The organism is Enterococcus pallens ATCC BAA-351 (assembly GCF_000407485.1).
GTDB lineage: Bacteria > Bacillota > Bacilli > Lactobacillales > Enterococcaceae > Enterococcus_A > Enterococcus_A pallens.
Genome location: NZ_ASWD01000005.1, coordinates 147385 through 166131 on the forward strand (window position 1 = coordinate 147385; position 18747 = coordinate 166131).

Genomic DNA, 18747 nt, shown 5'->3' on the forward strand with positions numbered 1-18747 from the left:
GAATTTGACTAGAAAATATCAGTTTAGTGAATACAAAAAGGGAAATATATTAAGCTATTTGAAAAGCAACAATCAGTCTACTTTATACGATGATCAACAAATTGTCCTCTATTACTCTGAGGAAAATGAAGCAAAAATAGGGTTAACTATGGTTGTAGTTCCTCAAGAAAGAGCGCATAAAGTATTTATTTTTGTTGATGATTACTTATCTTATGCGATCTTTGATGGCACCAAATACTATTATATTAATCTAGGAAAATTTGTGATATCTGACGAAAAAGCAAGTCGACCATCCTATCTTCAAACTGGCATGCATCAAATAAAAGCAGCTCAATTTAGTAATGATAATCCTAATACAGGTAAATTAATCAGCATTACTACTGAAAGCTACATGATTAAAGACAAGCCAGAACAGTTGAATTGACCGACTTAAAGATTATAAATCTAAATACCGTGGGCTTTGCCATTCTTGTAAAGCCCATGGTTTATGATTAATTAGCTATTTCCTTCTAAAAATTTATTAGTCAAGTATTCCCAGTTTCACCTATGTAAGTTCCGCTTCCCCACGGAACTTGCTCCTATTAAGATTAGGGCATTTCCCTATATTTAAGAAAATAAAAAAAGGCTTCCCCTTAACAGAGAAGACTTTTAATAAAACCTGTCTTTATCTAATTCCTAATGCAATCCGAGCATAACGGCTCATTTTGTCAGTGGTCCACGCTGGGTACCAAACACCTAAATGATAGTTTTAAGTTATTTAATTAAGAAAATGCTTCTCTTTAGGTATCTCTTAGTGCTTAGTATATCAATTAAAATAAAAGAAAAAAATTTGGACTACCTATAAGACAACATTACTTATTTAAAATTACTTATCAGTAGTCCAATAAAATTTCTATATCTCCTACTTTACAAAAATATTAACAATACGAGAATATATGTTTGCATAAGTGAATAACATTGGGGAGATCAGAAATGGAAGCATATAAAGAAACTAGGCAGATGACTGATCATCAGATTGACACAATCATCCTTGCAGCTTTTGCAGCTAAACAACAAGTCACAATAACTCAAACAAATGGCAAACAATATTCTTGTTTTTATCTTCTGATTTTTGATCAAGATGGTTTCAGTTTGACAACTTCATATATTTGGTGGAAAGACATCCAGTTTGTTCAGCCTGATTCAGAGTTTTATACAGAATGGGCTGATGTTCTTAATAACTATGTTTCAGAGATCAATTCTAAGCCAATTTAAAGATGAAAGGTAGGTGATTAGTCATGAAACTGTTCCATAAGTTGCAATCAAAAAAATACATAGATGATATGCCTTACTGGTTTGCAAAAAAGGGACAGCCCTACTCTGTGCCCCTCAGCACTGCTATAAAGGCAAATGGTAGAAGCTATGATTCTTCTTATAGATACCACAAAGATGGTAAAACAATGTTTGTCATCACTACAATCAAAAACTATTATATAGACTTTCCATATCATAAGGCTCTATTTTTTGAATTATCACCAATGGAAATTCATCTTTCAGGAAAACCAGTTGAGTATATGGTTGAGGATTTCTTTAAACCAGACTGACAAAAAAAGATGGCATAGAAAAAGGGTGCATTACTGCAACCCTTTTTCTTATTATTTGTATTTACTAGTTATATGCTTTGCAATGTTATCGGGATCAAGATAAATTGTCCCTCTGTTAATTCCCATGTAGTCTAATTCTTTTAATACAGTTTCTTTATTCTCAATTAGAATCCTTTCATTACTAACAATTTTCTGAATTACTCTCGCAGTATATTTTGTATTTTTGTCATTATTAATGTAATTGTATTTAGCTGAAATTTGATACAAAAAATTACCTTGTTGTGCTTTTATTCTGCCAAACTTGACACTAGGATTAACCAAAAGATATGGTAAATGTGGAAGATACTCTGATGTCCTATTTACATATATGCTTCTACCTAGAACAAATAGAGCAATATCTAGAAGACAGAAATACTTAAATACACTATCTTGCTTGATCTGTTTTTGAACTTCACCACCCATTTCATAAAAAGAAATGTAAGAATTATTCAAAGATAAATACTTTGCAAACAGAACATCCACAAGTGTTTGTTCTGTTTCATAATGTAAAAGCTTAGGGAATTGGTCATCATAGTCATAACTAGGGTCTTCTTCATCCCACACATGTGTGTATACATCAGATAGACCTTCATGTATGAAATCCTCAATTGATTGGGTTTCTTTTAGATAGTCTCCTTCAATGTATTTGGTATTTAACAGTTTAGCTACTTCCATATAATTTTGATAGACAACATCATTTTTCATATGTTTTGGAGCATCATCCATCATATCAATAACAGGAAAATCACTAATGTACTTTATCAAATCATTATTCCAGACATTAAGTATAGAGTTAATGCTTTTATCTTGCTGCCTAGCCCTTTCAAGTCCATTGAACATTAAAGAAAATAGCTCACTCCCTTTATTTGCAAGCATAGACAGGTATTCTTTTTCAATGTCAATATCCCAAAATCCTTTATGTGGGATGCTGCTAATGTCAATGCACAACCTCTTATCAAAAACATGCAGTTGACCTTGCTCCCCCTGCCCATCTTCATTAGTAGCAAAATATAATGCAGTATTCAGTATTTCTGTGGTATCAAGTAATGGAGTTGGTAATCCATGATGCTGAGAATAAAACAAGAAATTATTCTCTTCTAAAGTAGAAATATCAGCACCAATTTCTCCATGATACTCTTGGATAATTTTCAGAAAATTTGGGTCTCGCAATCTGTTCACTGATGCAATTGGATCTGAGTAAACTCCAGCCTCTCCTCTTAGAAGAACACTATTGTCACCAGAGTAAAGGCTGTTTCCAGTTTCGCCACTAAGAAACTTATCATATATGTCCTTTAAATTTTTCACATTGGTGACATTTGGTTTACTATACATAGAATATTTACTAAATAATTCTTCATCACTTTTATTCAAAAAAACACCCCTTATTGACTATCTATGCAAAGTTTACCAAAATGTTTGATGTCAGTAAATGGAAATATCAATATATATTTATTCCTTATAATTAGTATGAACAATAGTAATTTTGTTGCTTCAAAATTTGTGATCATTGAGTTATGCAATACACTCTCACCTGGCCCTTGAGTAACCTTTCAAGCAAGAGTCTTTTTTCTTCTCAATTATTTAAAAAGAGCTGTTTTTTCAGGCAGAGAACTCAAATAAACTCTGCAAATGCTTGATAAGGGAAATTAGCCTACATAAGGACTCCCTCCTACACCTTTTTAATGGTCTGGTAGTAACACCCCAGATATTTTCAACAGCTTCTCACCATTATAGAGACAAAATGCCCCAACTGTTGTCTGTAATTTTTTTGTGGCAGTCCTACAGCAGACTCTTTTTCTTTGAGTGTCAGCTCTCTGACTGACCTTTTAACTCTTTCAGCCTAAGAAAAACTTTCAATAAGGCTGACCAGAACTCCTCTAGTTGAAAATATGGATACCTCTTTGTATAATGAGGAGTAACTGGTTTATGAAGTATTAATGCTCAATGAACCTAAGTAGATCAGTTGTGAAGCTTTGTCAGAGCTTCTGAGTCTCCTGTCGTCAGCAGGAGGCTCTTTTTGGTTCTTACCTTTTCAAATTCATTAATGGACTGTTTGTTAATCCTTTTTTCAATACCTTGTCAGAAGATATTGATCTTAGGTAAGTTTCAGTTGTTTGTATTGATGAATGCCCTAACAGCCTTTGGATGTCATAAATACTAGTCCCTAAATCTAGTTGTTTTTGAGTAAAGTAATGTCTAAAAGTATGGGGACTCATTCTTACAGTGGGATCACAACCTGATTCAATACCTATTTTTCTTATAGCAATTTCAGTAGCATCATTTGTCAATTTCTCACCTAGCCTTGAGACAAATAAATATGGGTCTGGGATTAAATCTCTTGATTTAAAATATTGTTCTTTAGCCATTTCATACTTCAATTTCTGTTTCTGATGTGTATACAACCCTGTCCTCTTTACCTTTGCCTCTACTTATAAAAATGTCTCTTTCAGTGAAATCATCAGAGTGTAAATTTTCTAACTCACTTATTCTTAATCCTGTATCAGTCAGCAACATAATCATTAATCTATTTCTCTCAGCAATAAACCAAGAAGATTGTCCTCTACTACTTTTAATTCTCTTTCTGGTCTCCTTAACCTCCATTTCTGTGTATCTAAGCATTTTTTCAATATCCTCATCAGACCAAGACCTAACTATTTTCTTTTGCTCTTTTCATCCATTTAACTCTTAGGGTTGAATTCTCCTGTTGAGTCATATAATCTTCATTTTCTGCATAAATACACATTGCTCTTATTGATCTCAAAAAGACATTTACATAGGACTCAGCATTCTCCTCACCTTTTTTATAAGCCTTAAACATTTTAATATGTGCAAGTTTTAGTTGATCAAGGGATGATATTTGAAACTGATCTTCCAAATACCTAAAAAACATGTTCAATACCTTATTATTTTTCTTTATTGATTTTTCTGTTAATCCTCTTGCTCTGTCAGTAAGCTCCATTTCAATTAGCGAACTTTGAAAATCTATGTTTATTACCATAACAAGAAAGCCCTCCCCATATCTCAATTAAGAGCTACAGAGAGAGCTTTATTCTTAAATATCTTAAAAACAAATTATCAGTTGTCCATATAGAAGAATATTCCCACAGTTATAAAAAACATGCTAACTGGATTCCCTACTAGTTATACTCACCAAGAATGAAATCTGAATTGGTATACCTGATAAAATACATTTAAAACACTGACATTACAGTATTATCTAATTCCTAATGCAATCCGAGCATAACGGCTCATTTTGTCAGTGGTCCACGCTGGGTACCATACTAGTTTCACTTCTACATTGTTGACTTCTGGAATTTCGTGTAATGCAGATTGAATTTGATCAGTCAATACATCAGCTAAAGGACAGCCCATTGTAGTTAAAGTCATTTTAATTACTGCATTTCCACTTTGTTCAAAATCCACTTCATAAATCAAGCCAAGATTTACGATATCTATCCCTAATTCTGGGTCAATGACAGATTCCAAAGCTGTTAAAATGCGTTCTTTAATCTCTTCGATTTCTGACTCAGACCAATTCTGTTTATTTTCTTCCATTCGTTGCCACCCCTTTTTCGAGTTTCGCATTTATTTTACTCTATCAATAAGGTTTTGTAAATGAGAACTGGCAGGTTTTTCCTGATCTCATGAAAATAAAGCTTTTTCTTAAACAAAGAGCTTGTCATTAGTACTCTTGGCAGGAGTACTAATGCTCCTAACAATAAATACTTACATAATTTGTTGGTTACTACTTTTCTTAATCTTCTTTTGTTCGTCCTCATTGAGAAAACTGCCTACAACTGATTCTGTAGCAACTATATTAGTAAAGGCCATTGGATCAACCGTTTGAACAATTTGTTTTAACTCATACAATTCATAGCGGGTTAGAACGATCATTAATACTTCACGATCGGTTGAACTGAATCCTCCCTTTGCTGGAATCACGGTCATTCCCCGAACTAGGCTATTGTAAAGAGCATCTCGAAGCTCTTTACTCTTATTAGTAGTAATAAAAGCGGTCATTTTCTGATGGCTAGTATGAATCATATCTACCACGCTCCCCATCGTGAAAATGGTAATGATTGTATATAAAGCACTTTCCCAATTAAAGAAGAATCCTGCAATTACAACAATAACACCGTTCAGCAGCATAATATAATTACCTACAGTCCGACCAGTCGTTCTGGAAAGTAATAATGAAACAATATCTAATCCACCCGTAGTGAAACCGTATTTTAATGAGAATCCACCGCCTAAACCAAGCAATACGCCACCTGTAATTGCATTCATTAGAACATTGTCCGTAATTTCTCCAACAGGAACTAGTGTCGTAAAAAAGGAAATGGACAAGACATTAAGAAAGCTTAAGAGCATTGCTGACTTCCCTAATTTTAAGAAGCCTAAAATGAAAACTGGCACATTTAACAGGAAAATTAGGATACCCGTATCAATAGACATACCAAATAATTGTTGAAAAAAAGCGCCTACTATTTGTGCAATCCCTGTCATTCCGGCCGAAAAAACATTTGCTGGGATTAAAAAAAAGTTCAAACCAACAGCGCCAGTTATCCCAGTTAATAGGATGACGAGGATTTTTTTAACTAAGTCTTTTCTATTGTAATCGATCACTTTGTGCATTTCATTAACCTCCCGTTTCAACATCATCTATAGATTAACAGGGAAGATGAAAAAGCTCCAATCTTTTCTTAGAAAGATAAGAGAATAATCATGGCTTTCTTAACGTTTTTTGATAAACTAAAATTAAAGGAGGATGACTATGGCAAAAGATGCAAGTTTTGACATTGTTTCAGAAATGAATAAGGAAGAAGTGAAAAATGGGATTCAAATTGCTTTGAAGGAATTAAAGAATCGTTTTGACTTTAAAGGATCAACCTTTGATATTACATTAGAGGGAAATCAGCTGGTGGTTAGTGCTGAGGATGACTACAAAATTGAACAGGTTAAGGATGTCCTGTTCAGCAAACTAATTAAACGCAATGTTCCGTTGAAAAACATCCATTTTTCAACTTCTGAACATGCGCTTGGAGGAACCGCTCGCCAAAAAGCTGATTTAATCAGTGGAATTGATAAAGACAATGCCAAGAAAATTACTACCGCGATTAAAAACAGCAAGCTGAAAGTCAAAGCACAAATCCAGGAAGATCAATTGCGTATCACAGGGAAAAACCGTGATGATCTGCAAAAGGTCATTGCCTTGGTAAAAGAGCTGGATTTACCAATTGATGTTCAATTTACAAATTACCGCTAACAAGAGAGGATGAACGGCGTTTGATTTCCGCTCATCCTCTCTTATTTTTCTAAGTGTTTTTTCAGGTCTTGCATATATTGTTTTTGCTGTTTGGCCAAATACCGTTTTACAAAAGGTTTTAAAAATAGTTTTTTAGCGTATACTTCTTCAGTAAATACAGCCTGTGTTTGCTCCCCTCTCTTTGTTAATGTCCCTCGCCATTTCCCACTCATATTGTCATTATTCATCGTAAAAGCATAATCAGTCGGTGGGTGAAATTCTGTAATAGTGAAATGAGTAGGATAACCGTCCATAATGTATTCCACGAATTCCGTGCCTTCGTTTAATACTTCAATTCGACTAATATCACTGCGCCAAGTCACATTCTCAAGTTGAGTTACCACCTGCCAAACGTCCTCGATTTTAGCATCAATCATAACTTCAATTGTTGATAAGGTCATTATCTTCACACTCCTTATCTTTAGTTTACTTTAATTATACCGAAAAACCTCTCCATTTTTTGCCTAAATTGGAGAGGTTTCGGATAAAACAGATTTTAGATGAAATACAGGATGCGATGAACTTTACAAAATAGCTTTTTGGCATAAAAAATGGATGCAGGTTATTTGCATCCATTTTCCCAAAACGCTTCAGCTAATTGTGTGATTGCTTGAGTTGAGCGGACAATTTTTCGATCTTGCCAGTTTGGCGGCAGTAATTGACTGTAATGAGGATTGGTGTAACGCTGATCCAACAGTAATACAATTCCTCGATCAGTCATGGTTCTAATGACCCGGCCAGCTGCCTGAATTACTTTGTTCATTCCGGGCAGCTGATAAGCATAACTAAACCCTGCATTCTTTTTTTCATCATAATACTCTTTGATAAGCTCTTGCTCATGGTTAACCTGCGGCAACCCTACTCCTACTATAATTGCACCACTTAACCGTTCACCTACTAAGTCGATTCCCTCTGAGAAAATACCGCCAAGTACACAAAAGGCAACCATAGTTTCTGATGGTGATGCTTGGAAATTTGCCAAAAAGGCTTCTCTTTCTGCTTCATCCAGCTTTGAGCCCTGAATACTTATTCGATATTCAGGATAAGCTTCTCGGAATTCATCGGCGACATCGTCTAAATACTTAAAAGAAGGAAAAAATACCATATAATTCCCTGTTTTAGTTTTAATTAGTGCGTGAATTGCCTCAACAATCTGTGGCAAACTTTGCTCACGCATTCGATAGGTAGTTTGTACGTGAGCATCGACAATAACCAGCTGATTTTCAGGTGGAAAAGGACTTGGTAAACGATAAGTTAAGCTGTCTTCTTCCCCACCCAAAACGTCTTTATAATAATCTAAGGGTGAAAAGCTAGCTGAAAAAAGAGTCGTACTTCCAACCTTTGCCATCGTTTGCTGTAAAAACCAAGAAGGATCAATACAGTACTCTTTGACAATCAAGTCATAATTTTTTGCTTCTATCGTAGTTTCGTAATGATCATCGTATAACTCTCCCATTCGAGTATAACGAACAATATCAAAGTAGACAGTCAGCAGCTTCTCTTGTAAAGGGTCCTCAGCATTTTCAGCTAACCATTCCTTCATTAATTCTTGCAGCTGAAACAATCGGTTCAGCAATCCCTCGGCTGCTGCCGGCTGATGAAAGTAAGAGACCTTCTTTTCTTCCAAAACTTGATTGATCAACTCAAATTCATTATCTACTCGATTAAAAGCATTTCGTAATTTTTTCTGCTTTTTGTTTAATTGCTGACCAACGTCGTGAATTCGCTGCCGGGAAATTTCAGCTGAGTACATGTCTTTTGAACGGCTGACCAGATTATGAGCCTCATCGACCAACACTAAATTGTTTTTATCCTCTTCTTCGAAAAAGCGCCGCAAATAAACTGTCGGATCGAATAAATAGTTGTAGTCTCCGATTACTAAATCACTAAAACGACTAACGTCCAGTGATAACTCAAAAGGACAAAGCTCATGCTTGCGAGCATACTCTTCAATTACTGGGCGAGTATATTGATCCTCCTGATGCAGCATATCCCATAATCCATCATTTACTCGATCATAATAACCTTTGGCAAAGGGACAGTGTTCAGGAGTACAATTGCGTTCCGTCAGGAAACAAATTTTGTCTTTGGCTGTTAAGGTAACACTTTTAACCCGTGCTTCTTGCTTAGCAAGTTTCCCTACCGTTTCTTCCGCTACTTGACGAGTAATCGTCTTTGCAGTTAGATAGAAAATTCGTTCCCCTAGTTCCTCACCCATTCCCTTAAAAGCTGGAAATAAGGTAGACATAGTTTTTCCAATACCGGTAGGGGCTTCAACAAATAATTTTTGCTGAGCTGCAATTGTTTTATAGACGGCTCCCGCCAACTCCCGCTGTCCAGCCCGATACTTTGGAAACGGAAAGCTCATTGCTTGTAACGATTGATTACGTGTTTCTCGCCATTCAGTTTGAAAAACCAGCCAATCTTCATATTTTTGGACTAAATTGTTGAAAAATGTACGAAGCTCTTCAAAGGTAAAGGTTCGTACACGGGCTGTAATCTGTTCCTCTACTGTTTGGAAATAAGTTAGGCGAGTCCCGATTCGCTCTAATTCTTCCTGCTCAGCATAAATGTAGGCATACACCATTGCCTGGTAGAAATATAAATTAACAATGCCTTCTTCAAGCTCTTCAAAGGGCGTTTCCGAAGTCTTGATTTCATCGATAATGGTTAGATCATCTTCTATATAGATGCCATCTGCTCGGCCTTCGATTTGTACATCGATGCCGGCAATTGACAATTGCTTCTTTAGCCATACTTCCTTTTGGTAGTCTTCTCCCGCTGCTTTTTGCAGCTTACGATGAATACGCGCACCCTCTTGTGCTGTATGGTTGCTGTTTTTACCTTCATCAATACTGCCGCTGCGCAAAATTAATTCTACTAAGCTTCTTACAGCGATTTTTTTAATTGACACGTCCTCACCTCTCTTCGTGCCTTTTCACAATAGAAGATTTTTAGCCTGTCGTCAAGTGCTCTTTATTCCGTGGGAAATACTTTAATAGAATTTATTTGTTGTAGTTTTTTTGAAATTAACTAGATTTTTACTTGTGTATCTGAAGGGTGGAAATTATTAGAATAAAAACAGTCTATCCCCACTTTTTTGCTGTTTTCATGTATAATGAAAAAGAATGTTAGGAGGGAAAACATGATCCATATTGAAGGACTTGTGACAGGAGCAGCTCAAGAAAACTGCTACCTGATTTATAACGAAGAAAACTTGCTGATTGTTGATCCAGGATCAGAAGGTGATCGTATTGCAAGTGAAATTAAACGAACCGGCCGCAAGCCAGTAGCGATTTTGTTAACCCACACACACTATGATCATATTGGTGCAGTGGAACAATTACGCAATTTATATGGGGTGCCAGTTTACGTGAGCGCTTTGGAGCAAGAATGGTTGGGTAATCCAATCTATAACCTTTCAGGCTTAAGCAGTCATCGCAATATGCCCGATTTGATTGTACAACCGGCTGAATACGAGTTTGACTTAAAAAAATACGAAATAGGTGGAATGTCTTTTGAGGTAGTACCGACTCCTGGGCATTCAATTGGCAGCGTCAGCTTTATTTTTGATGATTTTGTTGTAGTCGGTGACGCGCTATTTAGAGGAAGTATCGGCCGCACGGATCTTTACACGGGAGATCTGCAACAGCTGCTTTACAGTATCAAGACCTATTTGTTTACTTTACCTAGAGAATTGCCAGCTTATCCAGGACACGGTGAAGCGACGACAATTGGGCACGAAATCGATACTAATCCTTTCTTTAACTAAAAAATGGAGGTAATGAAATGAAAGAGACAAATCTTTATATTGTACGTCATGGGAAAACAATGTTTAATACTTTAGAGCGTGTACAAGGCTGGTGTGATACACCATTAACAACAAAAGGGCGCGAAGGAATTCAATACGTTGGACTTGGCTTACAAGATACTAAGTTTGAAGAAGCTTATTCAAGTGATTCTGGTCGTGCAATTGAAACAATGCGTATCCTGTTGGGCGAGCATCCAGATGGCAAAGATCTGCCCTACCATGTAGATCCACGAATTCGCGAGTGGTGTTTTGGTTCACTGGAAGGTGCTTATGATGCTGAAATGTGGGGTGTATTACCTCGTGTTTTAAACTTCAAGACAGAAGATGATCTATTCGCTACTGAAGTTACCTTTAAGGAAATCGCTGATGCAATTGTCGGTGCCGATACTGCGAGCTGGGCAGAGCCTTACGAAAAATTAAGAGAACGGGTTTGGAACGGTTTTGAGGATATCGCTCAACGTCGAGAAAAAGATGGCGGCGGAAATGTTTTAATTGTTTCCCATGGTTTAACAATCGCCTTTCTGTTAAGTTTAATTGACAGCAAACAACCAGTACGTGCCAACTTATTAAATGGCAGTATTAACCGTGTGAAATACCAAGATGGTAAATTTACTATTCGTGCGATCAATGATATTAGCTATCTTGAACGTGGTAAAACCATTGCTGACAAAGCCAATGATTAGTTTATATCTTGCAGCAGGAGCCAAACTGGTTCCTGCTTTTTTATTTGAATAAGAATATTCTTATTTTATGAAGGAAATCTTAAAAAAACCTTTCTCTTATTTCAATGGTTTTTCATACAACGAAACGGTATACTTGTCTATGTCATTAATCAGAAAGGAACAAATTCATGCTTATTAATATTTTCAAAGCAATTATTCTCGGTATTGTCGAAGGTATCACGGAATGGTTGCCGATTTCCTCAACAGGACATTTGATTTTGGTGGATGAATTTATCAAGATGGATGTCAGCCCTGCTTTTACTGAAATGTTCAATGTCGTGATTCAACTAGGAGCGATTTTAGCCGTCGTTGTTTTGTACTTCGACAAGCTTAATCCGTTCTCTGGAAAGAAAAATCAAGTTGAAAAAAGTGAAACCTGGACTCTTTGGTCAAAGGTTGTTGTTGCTTGTATTCCTGCTGCCGTATTAGGTTTGCTGCTGGATGATTTTCTTGATGCTCATTTCCACAAATTTTTGCCTGTAGCAATCATGTTAATTGTTTACGGGATTGCTTTTATTGTGGTGGAACGGCACAACAAAACAAAAACACCTAAATGTACCAGCTTGAATGACTTTACTTATAAGGCAGCTTTAATTGTCGGCTTCTTCCAAGTCTTGTCTTTGGTTCCAGGTACTTCTCGTTCTGGCGCGACTATTTTAGGAGCGATTTTAATTGGCTCCTCTCGTTTTGTAGCAACAGAGTTTTCCTTCTTCTTAGGAATTCCAGTGATGTTTGGAGCTAGCGGCTTAAAAATTGTTAAGTTCCTGATGAATGGTAATTCTTTTGATTTCGCCCAAATTACTATTTTACTTGTTGGTATGGCGACTGCTTTTGTTGTTTCAATTGTCGCTATCAAATTCTTATTGGACTATATTAAACGGAATGACTTCACCGTTTTTGGTTGGTATCGAATTATCTTAGGGATTATCCTAATCGGTTACTGGCTAATCGCTATGTAAAAATTGCTGCAAGCTGTAGATGCTTGCAGTTTTTTTTTTTGCTTTCCTTTTAAAGGTTCAATTTATAATTATTATATCTATAATCCGTTTAGAAACACTAATTTATCTTGGTTTTTCTAATTGATAATTACTTTCATTCTCAATTACGATATTTCATTATCAATTAACTCTTGAATATGCTACGATAGATGTGAGAGGAGGAAGAAAAATGAGTAAAGAAGAAAAACAAGCGTTTCTCTCTACCCTTTTCTGTCTTATTTTACTAGTTTCCGGCAAGGTGGCCGAAATAACTACTTTCACTTATTATCCAATCTTATATGTGGCTGCTATTGTTTTTGGCGGATGGAAACAAACAACTGAAGGACTACAAGAATTATGGAATGACCGAACCTTAAACGTAGACTTACTTATGGCATTAGCTGCCATTGGGGCCTGTTTAATCGGCAATTGGTTTGAAGGTGCTATGCTGACTTTCATCTTTTGTTTAAGCGGAGCATTAGAAGAATACGCAACCAACAAGAGCACCAAGGAGATTACTGCTTTAATGAATCTTTCACCAACGAAAGCTGTTCGTATTTCTGAAACAGGTGAACAAGTTGAAGTAGATGTTAGTGAGCTGCAGGTGGATGATTTTGTCTTTGTAGCAAAAGGAAGTGCGATTCCTATTGACGGAATTTTGTTGGATCACAGTACATCAATCGATGAAGCAGCCATCTCTGGTGAATCGGTACCAGTGGAAAAAGAACCTAATGACGAGGTATTTGGCGGTACAATTAATACAGGCAATGCCTTTAAAATGAAGGTTACTAAGACCAGCGACGAAACCTTGTTTGCTCAGATCATCAAGCTTGTCGAGCATGCTCAAAACGAACAAAGTGAGACAGCCAGCTTTATCGAAAAAATTGAAAATGTGTATGTAAAAATCGTACTGGCTGCTGTGCCTCTAATGATTTTGCTTACTCACTTTGTAATTGGTTGGAGCTTTCAAGAAAGCTTTTATCGTGGGATGGTCTTGTTAGTGGTTGCCTCACCTTGTGCATTGGTGGCATCTGCTACCCCAGCTACTCTTTCAGCCATTTCTAATGGAGCTAAAAAAGGAGTACTCTTTAAATCTGGAAAAGAACTGGAGCGTTTAGCAGATCTGCGAGCCATTTCTTTTGATAAAACGGGGACTTTAACTCGAGGTAAACCACGAGTGACTGATTTTAAACAGCTAGTAGATGATCCCGTGATTCCTAAAATGCTAGTTTCGATGGAAGCTTATTCAACACACCCTTTGGCTTTGGCCATTCTTCAGTTTTTCCACGACGAAGAACGCTTTACTGACTTGCGGGTTGAGGAAAAAGCTGGAACCGGTTTGGAAACTGTTTATAATGGCTCTACCTGGAAGCTGGGTAAACATGCCTATCAAGAAGGCTCTATTGCTGAAACTACTATTAAACATTTAAGAGAGACTGGTAAAACAATTATTTTCCTTTCAAAGGACGATCAGCTGGTGGCTCTTTTAGGATTAATTGATCTGCCGAAAGCAGGTACTGAAGATGTGATTCGCTACTTTAAAGAGCAGCATATTCATACTACTATGCTGACTGGTGATAACGAAGGTTCTGCTGCCTATGTAGCAGAAGCAACTGGAATTGATGACTATCACGCCAATTGTTTGCCTGCTGAGAAAACAGCATTTATTCAAAAGCAGAAAGACGAATATGGCGTAAATGCAATGGTTGGTGATGGGATCAATGATGCTCCTGCGCTGGCAACAGCGGCTATAGGTGTCGCTATGGGCCAAGGAACCGATGTAGCTATGGATGTTTCTGATATTGTATTGATTAAGAATGACCTAGAAAAATTAGCATACAGTCATCGATTAGCTAAAAAGTTAAAGCGGGTAGTTAAACAAAACATTACCTTTTCCTTAACGGTGATTGCCTTGCTGATCATCAGCAACTTTACACAATTCTTAAGTTTACCATTAGGAGTAGTTGGACATGAAGGTAGTACAATTCTGGTCATATTTAACGGTTTGCGTCTACTGTTGCCGTTAAAAGAAGAAGTTCATTCTGGTCGCTCACAAAACTGTAATGACTGTCCACTGTATCAGTCTAGTCAATCTCATTGAGTTTTTCTGTTAAGGGAAAAAACTTGTCACGATTTTATTGCATTGCGACAAGCCTTTATGTATAATGAGTAATGTTGAATTGTACGGAAATTCCGTATAAGACTGAATTCGGAGGTGAAACCCATGCCAAACATTGAATCTGCAATTAAACGTGTTCGCACAAGCGAAAACGCAAGTGCAAAAAACTCTTCACAAATGAGCGCAATGCGCACAACTATCAAGAAATTTGAAGAAGCTGTGGCAGCAGGAGCTGAAAATACTAACGAGCTTCACAAAGCAGCGGTAAAAGCAATTGATATGGCTGAATCAAAAGGATTAATCCATAAAAACAAAGCAAACCGTGACAAAGCACGCTTAGCACGTGAATTAGCTAAATAATAAAAACCGATCATATGATCGGTTTTTTTATTTAATCTTAGCAGTTGTTTTGAGGATAAATAACTGGAAGGCCAGCTCTTTATCTAACTGGCCAATTTTCACTTGGTAATCATTTTCTACCAATTGATCGTACATATCGGATAAAACATTTAATGGAAACTTCGCTACCTGCTGCATAGCCAATTTAATTCGATAAGGATGTATTCCTAACGTTTCAGCGATATTCGCCTGTTGATAGCCGATCTTTTGCAGGATTTTCGTCTGCAGCAGCAAACGAACTTGGCTGATTAAAATAGCATTCAGCTTAATTGTTTCTTCTCCTTGGATATGCAATTCCTCGTAGGTCTGGTAAGCCTTAGCAGCATTTCCCTTCAATACTTGTTCAGTTAATTCAAAAACGTTGTGCTCCAGCGTTTTGGGAACTAAATCCTCTACCTGCTGCAATGTGATTGTTCCACCTTCACCTGCAAATAATAATAGCTTATTTAATTCATTCATTGCTTTTGATAAATCAAAATCCGTCAAACGCAAGAACAAATCAAAAGCTTCTCGAGAAATCTTGGCCCCTTCATTACTGATATAGCGCTGTAAGAAATTTCGTAAATCGCCTTCCTGCAAGGGTGCAGCATCGATTACGACAGCTTGCTTTTTCAACGCTTTGGTAATTTTTTTCCGGGCGTCCAGCTTAGGGTAGCTGGCCCAAATCACTAAGACTGTCGAATCTAGTGGTGTTTTTAAATAATTCAGTAAGGCGTCAACATCCTGTTCGGGAGCTGAGCTTTTTTTCTCTCCGGTTAAAAAATACGGCTTCTCAACGAAAACCATGCGGTAGTCACCGAAAAATGGCATGGATTCCGCTTCTCCAACAACTTGATCTAAGGTGCTTTCTTCCATATCAAAGGACATAAAATTCAGCTCTTCCAAATCATCGGCTTTCATCCGCTCCATGAAAGCCTGACGTAATTCCTGCTGTAAATAGTCTTCTGTTCCTGTAATTAAATAAACCGGCTGCAGTGCTTGACTGCGAATGGCTTGAAGTGCTTCGTGTGTATTCATGTCTTTCCTCCTGCTGTTTTATGCTACCACGATTATTCCAGAAAAGCTATCATGGTTTTTAATTTCCCTGATTTCGCAAAAGGCTGCCATTCATAGTAGACCATCCCTTGCTGATCGGTACGATAAACAACGGTTTCAGACTCCGATAAGGCAGCTAAAGTTTCAGGCACAGGATGTCCATAGCGATTATTTTTTCCGACAGAAATGACTGCCGCTTCTGGCTGCAGCTGATGAAGCAATTCTGGGCTGGTGGAGGTATTACTGCCGTGATGACCTATTTTTAGGACATCTGCCTGAAGCTGAGGATATTGTTTTATCAGATCCGCCTCCCCTTCCTTTTCTAAATCGCCAGTTAATAGAAAACTTTTCCCAGCAACAGAGAAGTATGTGACGAGAGAGTTATTGTTGCTGCCATCACTCTTTTCAGGAGAAAGAATAGCCAATTTCAGTTTTTTTCCGATAACATCCCCTTTTTTAACTAAATGGATTTTAGGGCGATTCTCCATTTGATTAAGCAGAGATAGGATATCTTGTTCGGAGCCTTTGCCTAGATAAAGATTCTTTACTCTTAGATTTTTCGTTATATTGAGTAATTCTCCCATATGGTCAGCATCGTTGTGGGTGATAATCAAATGATCGATTGATTGATAGCCTTCTCCTTTTATAAAAGGCAAAATATTATAGTCAGAGGGCGGCTTGCTTTTACGTTTCTGCCAAGCTTCCTGCTTAAAAGCCAAACGACCACCTGTATCAATCAAGAATGTTTCACCATGAAAAGGCAGTTTAATAAAAATACTATCTCCCTGTCCTACATCAATGAAAGCCACCAAACCACGACTGGAGAATGGAATCGAAAGCACTAGACCCATCATTAGAACAATTAACTGCCAAACCACTTGTTTCTTTTTTCGGCGATGAATGATCAACATAATCAAGAAAATCAAACCGATTAGCAACAGAAAACTTGGTTTGCCAATGACAAAGGCTGGAATGGTTCCTAAGAGTAAAGCTTTTTCCAGCAAAATAAAAATACCCTCGAACAACTTTAAAAGAAAAGCGGGTAATGGTACTAAAAAGCTGCAGAAAAATAATATTAAACAACCAGGTAAAATAACCCAACTAAAAATCGGCATCAGGAGCAGTGTAAATATTCCGGCTACTAGTGACCAATCCGAAAATTCATAAATCAGTAACGGAAATGCCAGAAATGGGAAAAGTACACTTTGCAGCCAACGATTATCAGATAAATAGGAGAGATACAACAATAGAAAGGAGAAAAATAGACTTAAGCGGCCACCGACCGAGTAAAATACTAGCGGACGCCATAGCAATAACAACAGCAACATAATTGCCCAGCGGTCTAAACCTGACAGCTTCAAATCAAAGGTCAAGCAAAACTGAGCGATCAAATAGCTAAGGACAGCACGTAAAACACTGGCTCCCCCTCCGCATAAGAAAATGAGAAATAGGCCAGCCAAAGTTAGAATAATAAGCCGAGATTCTCTTACCAATTTGCAACAAATCAGCAAAAGATGCAAACCACCCAAATAGAATTGAATATGGAGCCCTGACAGGCTGAACAAATGCAGCAGTCCGCTTAGCTGATAGCCAACCGTAAACTCTTCAAAATTTTCATCCTTATGCCCTATCACTAAGGCATTCAAATAGCTGGCTAATCGCTGGGGAAAAACCTTCCTTGTATGAAAAATCAAATAGTAGCGCAGCTTAGATAAAGAAACCCCACCTACCCGCTTACTAACTAATGTTTCCGCTTGAATAGTACCTGTAATTCCTAAGCTACGATCATTTTGCCAACCATTATAACCGTGCAAATTGCGCGCTGTTTCTGCTTCAGAAAAACGACCGCTAATTAAAATGTGATCTGGCAGCTGTTCTTGCAGCCAAACCTTTTGTTCCTCCTGCGTTTTCAATCGATAATAGACACGATAGGTTCCAGTTTCATTTCGACTGAGAAAGCGCAGCGAGTTTCCCTCTACCTTAACAGTATCGGCTAAAATCTCAACTATTTTTGTGTCTACTTTTTCAGGTAATGTTTGAAAACTTTGTACATAAACAAAAGTCCTGATTCCCACAAAAAAACTGCACAAAGCAGTCACAGCTATCAGCCTATGACTGTTCATGCAGCAAATTCGAATCAACAATACGACTAACAATAAGACAAATAACCAGTGTACCTGGTAGAACAGACTCCCCACTAAGGCAGCCGTTAAAATCGGCAAAATGAAGTAATTTTTCATCCTTACTCTTCAGGTAAGACGGCAGCATCTTCTCCTAATTGAAGTTTAGCAAAATATTTACTCTCAAGGTGAACTTGATGCGCACTCGCACCCACCTGACTAATTAATTCAACTGCGTAAGGATCATTACGATAATCCTTTAGATAATGGATTTTTTTGATTCCTGCTTGCAGCAATGCTTTGGTGCAATGCAGACATGGAAAATGTGTGACATACACTTCTGCCTGATCAGTTGCAATCCCTAGCTTGGCACATTGCAAAAGAGCATTCATTTCAGCGTGGATGGTACGAATACAATGGCCGTCTACAACGTAGCAATCTTCATCGATACAATGAACATCACCGCTGACAGAACCATTGTAGCCTCCAGCAATGATTCGCTTATCGCGAACAATGGTAGCCCCTACCTCTAAACGAGTGCACGTGCTGCGTAAGGATAGCAAAACAGCCTGTGCCATAAAATACTGATCCCAAGGAATTCTTTCAATGGTCAACTTCTTCTTCCTCTCCTGCTTCT

20 protein-coding genes and 1 pseudogene are annotated in these 18747 nt (G+C 37.4%); 9 read left to right on the forward strand and 12 right to left on the reverse strand.

The annotated features are described in order from the left end of the window. The first annotated feature begins 4 nt into the window (after positions 1-4). On the forward strand, positions 5-424 hold the full coding sequence (locus tag I588_RS20535) for a hypothetical protein (RefSeq protein WP_010758970.1): 420 nt from the start codon (positions 5-7) through the stop codon (positions 422-424). A gap of 240 nt (positions 425-664) precedes the next feature. Here I588_RS20535 and I588_RS28245 read toward each other — a convergent pair. Further along, positions 665-733: pseudogene (locus I588_RS28245) on the reverse strand (metal-sulfur cluster assembly factor); the annotation flags it as partial. A 239-nt stretch (positions 734-972) separates the two neighbouring features. On the opposite strand from I588_RS28245, the gene I588_RS20540 reads away from it, so the two are divergent. Then, positions 973-1254: a hypothetical protein gene (locus I588_RS20540; protein ID WP_010758969.1), complete on the forward strand. Its 282-nt coding sequence runs from the start codon at positions 973-975 to the stop codon at positions 1252-1254. Positions 1255-1277: 23 nt separating this feature from the next. Then, a complete protein-coding gene (locus I588_RS20545; RefSeq protein ID WP_010758968.1) occupies positions 1278-1583 on the forward strand; it encodes a hypothetical protein in 306 nt (101 codons plus the stop codon). A gap of 51 nt (positions 1584-1634) precedes the next feature. On the opposite strand, the gene I588_RS26545 is transcribed toward I588_RS20545, so the two are convergent. The 6 genes from I588_RS26545 to I588_RS20565 form a co-directional block, all read right to left on the reverse strand. Then, the gene (locus I588_RS26545) at positions 1635-2993 is read right to left on the reverse strand and encodes an FRG domain-containing protein (protein WP_010758967.1); all 1359 of its coding nucleotides are present in this window, start codon (positions 2991-2993) and stop codon (positions 1635-1637) included. A gap of 653 nt (positions 2994-3646) precedes the next feature. Next, positions 3647-3988: a tyrosine-type recombinase/integrase gene (locus I588_RS26550; RefSeq protein ID WP_139244099.1), complete on the reverse strand. Its 342-nt coding sequence runs from the start codon at positions 3986-3988 to the stop codon at positions 3647-3649. Between the two features lies 1 nt (position 3989). Continuing rightward, positions 3990-4241, reverse strand: a complete 252-nt coding sequence (locus I588_RS28085) for a tyrosine-type recombinase/integrase (protein ID WP_010758965.1) — start codon at positions 4239-4241, stop codon at positions 3990-3992. A 28-nt stretch (positions 4242-4269) separates the two neighbouring features. After that, positions 4270-4620, reverse strand: coding sequence for a hypothetical protein (locus I588_RS26560; RefSeq protein WP_010758964.1), 351 nt, complete (start codon positions 4618-4620; stop codon positions 4270-4272). Between the two features lie 215 nt (positions 4621-4835). Then, positions 4836-5177 (reverse strand): metal-sulfur cluster assembly factor, encoded by a 342-nt coding sequence (locus I588_RS20560; RefSeq protein WP_010758963.1) that lies wholly within the window; start codon positions 5175-5177, stop codon positions 4836-4838. 171 nt (positions 5178-5348) lie between these two features. After that, entirely contained in the window at positions 5349-6257 is a 909-nt protein-coding gene (locus I588_RS20565) for a YitT family protein (RefSeq protein WP_010758962.1), read from the reverse strand. 139 nt (positions 6258-6396) lie between these two features. Here I588_RS20565 and I588_RS20570 point away from each other — a divergent pair, with 139 nt between their 5' ends. Beyond that, the gene (locus I588_RS20570; RefSeq protein ID WP_010758961.1) at positions 6397-6888 is read left to right on the forward strand and encodes a YajQ family cyclic di-GMP-binding protein; all 492 of its coding nucleotides are present in this window, start codon (positions 6397-6399) and stop codon (positions 6886-6888) included. Positions 6889-6929: 41 nt separating this feature from the next. Here the strand turns inward: I588_RS20570 and I588_RS20575 are convergent, their stop codons facing one another. Together I588_RS20575 and I588_RS20580 are read right to left on the reverse strand one after the other, a co-directional pair. Continuing rightward, positions 6930-7328, reverse strand: coding sequence for an SRPBCC family protein (locus I588_RS20575; protein ID WP_010758960.1), 399 nt, complete (start codon positions 7326-7328; stop codon positions 6930-6932). A 161-nt stretch (positions 7329-7489) separates the two neighbouring features. Continuing rightward, a complete protein-coding gene (locus tag I588_RS20580; protein WP_010758959.1) occupies positions 7490-9841 on the reverse strand; it encodes a helicase C-terminal domain-containing protein in 2352 nt (783 codons plus the stop codon). Positions 9842-10072: 231 nt separating this feature from the next. On the opposite strand from I588_RS20580, the gene I588_RS20585 reads away from it, so the two are divergent. The 5 genes from I588_RS20585 to rpsT all read left to right on the forward strand — a co-directional run bounded on the left by I588_RS20585 (position 10073) and on the right by rpsT (position 14916). After that, positions 10073-10699 (forward strand): MBL fold metallo-hydrolase, encoded by a 627-nt coding sequence (locus I588_RS20585; RefSeq protein ID WP_010758958.1) that lies wholly within the window; start codon positions 10073-10075, stop codon positions 10697-10699. A 17-nt stretch (positions 10700-10716) separates the two neighbouring features. Further along, the gene (locus tag I588_RS20590; RefSeq protein ID WP_010758957.1) at positions 10717-11421 is read left to right on the forward strand and encodes a histidine phosphatase family protein; all 705 of its coding nucleotides are present in this window, start codon (positions 10717-10719) and stop codon (positions 11419-11421) included. A 167-nt stretch (positions 11422-11588) separates the two neighbouring features. Further along, entirely contained in the window at positions 11589-12419 is an 831-nt protein-coding gene (locus tag I588_RS20595; protein ID WP_010758956.1) for an undecaprenyl-diphosphate phosphatase, read from the forward strand. Positions 12420-12627: 208 nt separating this feature from the next. Continuing rightward, positions 12628-14538: a heavy metal translocating P-type ATPase gene (locus I588_RS20600; protein WP_010758955.1), complete on the forward strand. Its 1911-nt coding sequence runs from the start codon at positions 12628-12630 to the stop codon at positions 14536-14538. 123 nt (positions 14539-14661) lie between these two features. After that, on the forward strand, positions 14662-14916 hold the full coding sequence (rpsT, locus tag I588_RS20605) for a 30S ribosomal protein S20 (RefSeq protein ID WP_010758954.1): 255 nt from the start codon (positions 14662-14664) through the stop codon (positions 14914-14916). Positions 14917-14943: 27 nt separating this feature from the next. Here the strand turns inward: rpsT and holA are convergent, their stop codons facing one another. From holA to I588_RS20620, 3 genes are read right to left on the reverse strand one after another with little or no spacing between them, the layout of a single operon-like run. Further along, on the reverse strand, positions 14944-15972 hold the full coding sequence (gene holA / locus I588_RS20610) for a DNA polymerase III subunit delta (RefSeq protein ID WP_010758953.1): 1029 nt from the start codon (positions 15970-15972) through the stop codon (positions 14944-14946). Between the two features lie 32 nt (positions 15973-16004). Continuing rightward, entirely contained in the window at positions 16005-18230 is a 2226-nt protein-coding gene (locus I588_RS20615) for a DNA internalization-related competence protein ComEC/Rec2 (RefSeq protein ID WP_010758952.1), read from the reverse strand. Between the two features lie 2 nt (positions 18231-18232). Next, positions 18233-18724 (reverse strand): ComE operon protein 2, encoded by a 492-nt coding sequence (locus tag I588_RS20620; protein WP_010758951.1) that lies wholly within the window; start codon positions 18722-18724, stop codon positions 18233-18235. Positions 18725-18747: the final 23 nt, after the last annotated feature.